At 37.7% G+C, this 6,000-nt stretch carries 4 protein-coding genes; 2 read left to right on the top strand and 2 right to left on the bottom strand.

Annotated features, from left to right (window positions below; all coding sequences use genetic code 11):
* Nucleotides 1-168: 168 nt before the first annotated feature.
* Nucleotides 169-1,095, bottom strand: a complete 927-nt coding sequence (locus B3P23_RS09485; RefSeq protein ID WP_293925514.1) for a sensor histidine kinase — start codon at nt 1,093-1,095, stop codon at nt 169-171.
* 448 nt (nt 1,096-1,543) lie between these two features.
* Nucleotides 1,544-2,128, bottom strand: a complete 585-nt coding sequence (locus B3P23_RS09480) for a TetR/AcrR family transcriptional regulator (protein WP_293925513.1) — start codon at nt 2,126-2,128, stop codon at nt 1,544-1,546.
* A gap of 503 nt (nt 2,129-2,631) precedes the next feature.
* Here B3P23_RS09480 and B3P23_RS09475 point away from each other — a divergent pair.
* Together B3P23_RS09475 and B3P23_RS09470 are read left to right on the top strand one after the other, a co-directional pair.
* Nucleotides 2,632-3,591 (top strand): glycoside hydrolase family 43 protein, encoded by a 960-nt coding sequence (locus B3P23_RS09475; protein WP_045752771.1) that lies wholly within the window; start codon nt 2,632-2,634, stop codon nt 3,589-3,591.
* Between the two features lie 601 nt (nt 3,592-4,192).
* Nucleotides 4,193-5,950 carry a family 16 glycosylhydrolase gene (locus B3P23_RS09470; protein ID WP_293925512.1) on the top strand — a complete coding sequence of 586 codons (1,758 nt, stop codon included), beginning with the start codon at nt 4,193-4,195 and terminating at the stop codon, nt 5,948-5,950.
* Nucleotides 5,951-6,000: the final 50 nt, after the last annotated feature.

The raw sequence follows: 6,000 nt of genomic DNA, 5'->3' as shown, positions 1-6,000 counted from the left end.
GAAGGTTAGGGAGTTAAATGGTTAGAAGGTTAGGGAGTTAGATGGTTCGAAGGTTAGGGAGTTAAATGGTTAGAAGGTTAGGGAGTTAGATGGTTAGATAATTAGGGAGTTAGAGCTATTCGTCACTAGTCAATCTGTTACTCCTTTACTGGTCACTGCGTCACTCTGTTACTCCGTCACTAGTTCACTGGTCACTAAATCACTAGGTACTTGGTCATCGTACGCTAATGGAAGTGATATATAGACCCTAAGCACATCTGCAGTTGAATTTTCAAACTTGAGACTGCCACCTACTCGCTGTAATAAATCTTTGCACAACGACACTCCAAGACCAGTTCCGGTATGATTTGCTATTTTTTTATATTCCCAGCTGTTTTTATTATTCAGGTTGGATATGGTGGAGTCGGAGATATGGTCTCCTTTATTTTCAATAAATATTCTGAACGCATCTCGTTCACTTTCTACTATACCGATCCTTATTACTCCTCCAGTATGAGAAAATTTGATCGCATTACTCATAATATTCCGGATCACAAAGCAGAAGATGTCTCGACTCATATGCACCTCTAACTGTGTCGGAATAGTGTTGTTGATGATCAAATTTTTCCTATCCAGATTACATTGAAATAAGGATAATATAGTATCGATCTGCTCTAAAATAGAAAAGGTTTCTTTATTTTCTAAATTATCTCTCAGTTGTGATTCTGCCCATAACAAAACTTCGTTCAACATGTTTTTGGATAAGGTTACCTGCTGTCCCAATGCTTCAAAAACTTGTTGTAGTTCGGATTTTGTCATAAGTGATAAGTCTTCCATTTGTAGCAACATATCCATGGATGCAAAGGGGGTGCGCAAATCATGGGAAGCGATGGAAAGTACTTTTGTTTTGAAAAATTCTGACGCCTTTAATTCCTTAATATAACGTATGATTTGGTCTCCTTGTTGCTTAAGCTTAAGATTTGTTTCTAATAATTTTAATTTCTCGTTCTTCAGAATACGATTTTTTCGAATCAAGAAATACAGTAAAATTCCAATAATAATTTTGCTGACAATAATGGCAATAGTAAGTAGGTTAATAATATTGTGATCTTGCATAAATTTCTTTATCACCGCTATCGACATCACGGATCAGCTCATGACATAAATGCGAGTTATATTCAATAAATTAAAAAAATAGATAGGAGTTTGATTGTGTTTTTATAAAATTAACCAAAATAATCTTAGGGTAAATATAGGTGTTTTGAATTAAATTCGGGAATCCTTTTAGTGTGAAAATAAAAATATTTGGAGCGAAATATAATGGGAATTACTTTGTGACTATTTAAGGTTAGAAAGTTAGGAGGTTAGAAAGTTAGACCGCTTTGTCACTGGTTACTAGGTTACTTCGTTACTAGATCACTTTGCCACTGGTTACTTCGTTACTAGATCACTTTGTTACTGGTTACTTCGTTACTAGATCACTTTGTTACTGGTTACTAGGTCACTTTATTACTGGTTACTTCGTTACTGATCACTTTGTTACTGGTTACTTCGTTACTGGTCACTAATGACCATAAGTTTCTTGTAGAATAAATTTTATTGCTTCTCTAATGCGGTTCATGCCTTCTTCCTGCGTAAGGTCGATTTCGCAAAATGTACTGTCTGTTGTCTTGGTATGGAGTACTAAGTAATAAATTCCGGCAATCAATAAACTGGTCACAGCTCTTAGATCCACTTGTTTGTCTTTTAATTCTTCATCTGCAAAAGGAAAGAATAATGCGCTTACATCATCTCTTGCTTGCGATAGTTGGGACATCATTTCCGATCGTTCACTGAGTTGCCACAGGATTACCTTTTGCATTTCTTCGTTAGCACTAAATTGTACGATCTGATCCAGTAATGTGTGTTCGAGCAGGTGACGTGAGCTTTTTTGCGCATTGTTTTTGAATAATGCTTCAGCACTATCGCTCGCAACGATCCAGTAATCTTTTGTTTTAATATAGGTTGCTATTAAGTGATCAATGTGTCCAAAATATGCTGAAATAAGTTTCCGGTCTACCCCTGCAGCTTTTGCAAGGTTGGTGGGCGTTAGACCGGTATAGCCTTTTGCTGCTAATACGGTACCAACAGATTGTATGAGTTTCGACATCGTCCTACTTTTGTCGTTTTTTTCTCCTTGATATGTTTTTCTAACCATTTTAAATAGTTTCGGATTCTTATGAGCTGCCTGGCGCAAGTTAACTCCATTTATGTACACAATTGTGTATACAAACTGTTTTAAAATATCACTGTAAATCACTTAAATTATATACGTACAGTTTTATTTTTTTACGAGGTCTAAATGGCGTTGGCAGATATCTAAGTCAAACATATAAAAAATATTTTTCTAATCAACGATAATTATCGCATATTTAGGAAAATTATCATTTTACACCGTCTGAATTAGGCCTAATTGCTTTCAAATTCATCTGTTTAGTCTTTTTATTGAGGGATAATTTTAAAATATAAGATCTGTACGACTAATACAAAAAAGGGAGGGCTGAACGGATATTGTGGAGAGATCATATACTGGGGCCGACGTTTTTTATTGACTTTAAAATTGGATTTTGTATTTATATTTCCTATTTTCAACTCTACTAAAACCTTTTAATTATGAAAATTGTCTCCTATTTGCTGACAGGTATTACTTTATTTATTGCAGAGGCTGTGTTTGCGCAGAAAAATCCTGTGTTCCCCGGTTGGTACGCTGATCCTGAAGGTATTGTTTACAACAAGGAGTACTGGATCTTTCCAACCTATTCGGCACCATATGAAGATCAAATATTCTTTGATGCATTTTCATCCAAGGATCTCGTGACCTGGAAAAAACATCCCCGAATTATCGATACGGCGGAAGTAAAATGGGCCAAGAAAGCGATGTGGGCACCTAGTGTGTTACAAAAAGATAATCAGTACTATCTATTTTTTGGAGCCAATGATGTACACCAGGGTGAAATTGGAGGAATTGGCGTAGCTGTTGCCGATAAACCTCAAGGACCGTATCAAGATGTACTTGGCAAACCGCTGATCAATGAGATCGTCAATGGTGCTCAACCCATTGATCAGTTTGTCTTTAAAGATAAAGATGGTCAATATTATATGTATTATGGTGGGTGGCAACATTGTAATGTGGTCAAATTAAGTGCTGACTTTAAAAGCTTAGTTCCTTTTGAAGATGGAACAATCTATAAAGAGGTAACACCTGAGAACTATGTCGAAGGACCATTTATGTTTATCCGCAACAATAAATACTATTTCATGTGGTCGGAGGGCGGATGGGGTCTTCCAAATTATAAAGTGGCTTATGCGATCGCTGATTCGCCATTTGGTCCATTCAAACGAATAGGAACGATCTTAGAACAGGATCCCGCTATCGCAACTGGCGCTGGTCATCATTCTGTCATTCAAGTGCCAAACAAAGATCAGTATTATATCGTGTATCACCGAAGACCATTGGGCAAAACAGGTGCAAATGAGCGGGAGACTTGTATTGATGTAATGACATTTGACGAAAATGGATATATTAATCCTGTAAAAATGACTTTTGAAGGGGTAAAACATAAATTGAAATAATACGACATGATCATTTGCTTGCTTTTATGACACCTATAAGCCTTGATGATGATCGCTTAGCTCTAGTATAGCCAATGAACGAGTTATGCACAATATGTTCAAATCAGGCTATATGTTGTGGAAACCAGATTTGTTATGCACAGCGGATTCGACATGTGTTGATAAAATAATAGATAACAGAGTTTCCACATTTGCTTTTGAATTATTTTTCGTCTTTTATTGACAAAATAAGTGTGTTATCCACAAAAATGCTATTTCATGCTGAATATGTACAGGATCGTTTATGCACATATTGTGAATAAACAATGCTTATTTGTGGATAAACGCTATAGGCTCTTAAAGCGGATCGCGAGTTAAGCATGTATCATGTTATGTGGAGAGATATTGGTGAAAACTTGTATTCATTAGAAAATTGATGAATTTCTCCCTCCAAATTGTTGAATTACCCCCTTCCTTTAATCAGAACTGTTGATTAATATTGGACGATTGATTACCCTTTCGTTATACCTATTAAATAGCTATAACGAAAGGGGTAAATCTTCAGCCATGATAAACGCAATTGGCTTCTTAAATAAGTACTGATCAAAACAAATATATTTTTATGAAAAAAGCACTTTACTTTATTTTTCTATTGCATCTTGTCACGCAGGTAGGGGCGCAACATTTGCAGAAGAAGGGTTATACTTTAGTCTGGTCTGATGAGTTTGATGAAGAGGGATCTGTAAATAATCAAAACTGGCAATTTGAGAAGGGCTTCATGCGTAATCAAGAGCATCAATGGTACCAGCAAGAAAATATATCCTGTAAGGATGGCATATTGAAGATCGAAGCACGCAAAGAGGTTAAACCCAATCCCACTTATAAACCAAATAGTCAAGATTGGGCAACTTCACGTAAAGACATTAGCTATACATCTGCCTCAATCAATACTTCTGGCAAACATAGTTGGAAGTATGGCATATTTGAAATGCGCGCCCGTATTCCAGTAGGGAGTGGGTTGTGGCCGGCATTTTGGACATTAGGTGTAGAAAAAGAATGGCCTTCTAATGGTGAAATTGATATTATGGAATATTATAAGGGTGATATTCTTGCAAATATTGCTTCCGGTACGGATAAAAGATGGCAGGCAAACTGGCATAGCCAAAAAAAAGCGGTTTCCGAGCTGGGCGGAAAAGAATGGGCAATGCAATTTCATGTTTGGAGTATGTATTGGGATGAACATGAAATTGCATTGTATGTCGATGATATCCTGATGAATAAAGTGAAGCTGGATCAATTGGTCAATCGGGACGGGACAGGATTTAACCCTTTTAAACAGCCGCACTATATCTTGCTCAATTTAGCTTTGGGTGGAATGAATGGTGGCATTATTGATGAAAAATTGTTACCTGCAACCTATGAGATCGACTATGTGCGGGTCTATCAAAAGGGAGTTCAAGATCAGGGAAATACAGCATTTGTCCCAGGAAAGCTGTGGTTGGATGATCAAGGTAATTCGATCAATGCCCATGGTGGCGGAATTCTTTACCACAATGGCACCTATTATTGGTACGGTGAAAAAAGAGGGGGAACCGAATCACAGGGGGTCAATGTCTATTCTTCCAAGGATCTCTATCATTGGAAATTTGAAAAATTAGCTTTTTCACCTGCAGATGATCCCAGCAGTGATGTCGCATGGGGATGTATCATCGAACGGCCGAAGGTCATCTACAATAAGAAGACGAAAAAATTTGTGATGTGGTTTCATCTGGAGCTGAAAGATCAAGGTTATGCTGCAGCACGAGCTGCGGTTGCTATTAGTGATGCTCCTGCCGGTCCATTTAGGTTGGAGGACAGTTTCAGACCAAATGGTCATATGTCACGAGATATGGGACTCTTTGTGGATGATGATGATGTTGCTTATCATATCTATTCTTCAGATGAAAACTATGAACTGCGTTTGGCAAAGCTTACGCCTGATTATTTAACTCCTACGACCGCGGATACATTATTGTTCAGAAATCATCGAGAAGCTCCGGCTTTGTTCAAATATAATCAGAAATATTATCTCTTTACAAGCGGCTGTACAGGTTGGGCTCCCAACAGGGCGGAACTACATGTAGCGGATCATCTGTTTGGACCTTGGACATCTTTAGGTGATCCGATGCGCGGACCCGACGCGCACATCACTTTTGATGCACAATCTACTTTTGTATTGCCTGTTGTAGGTAAGAAAAATGCTTTTATATTTATGGCTGACCGTTGGAAACCTAAAAACTTGTTGGATAGTCGCTATATCTGGCTCCCGGTTGATCTACAAGATGGTAAAATAACCGTTCCGTGGAGAGACAAATGGAATCTTGAGGGATTTCATTTTTAAATAACGGAGCCTCTAGGAGCTAAGGTCTCTAGGATGCTGCGATTTGGGGG

It is taken from the genome of Sphingobacterium sp. UBA6320 (assembly GCF_002440335.1).
Classification (GTDB): Bacteria; Bacteroidota; Bacteroidia; order Sphingobacteriales; family Sphingobacteriaceae; genus Sphingobacterium.
The sequence above is the reverse complement of the archived record's forward strand: the minus strand, read 5'-3'. Positions and strand labels throughout refer to the sequence as shown.

Excerpts from the sequence above, each read along its gene's own strand:
- B3P23_RS09470 (WP_293925512.1), top strand. The coding sequence starts at position 4,193 with ATGAAAAAAGCACTTTACTTTATTTTTCTATTGCATCTTGTCACGCAG.
- B3P23_RS09475 (WP_045752771.1), top strand. The coding sequence starts at position 2,632 with ATGAAAATTGTCTCCTATTTGCTGACAGGTATTACTTTATTTATTGCA.
- B3P23_RS09485 (WP_293925514.1), bottom strand. The coding sequence starts at position 1,095 with ATGCAAGATCACAATATTATTAACCTACTTACTATTGCCATTATTGTC.
- B3P23_RS09480 (WP_293925513.1), bottom strand. The coding sequence starts at position 2,128 with ATGTCGAAACTCATACAATCTGTTGGTACCGTATTAGCAGCAAAAGGC.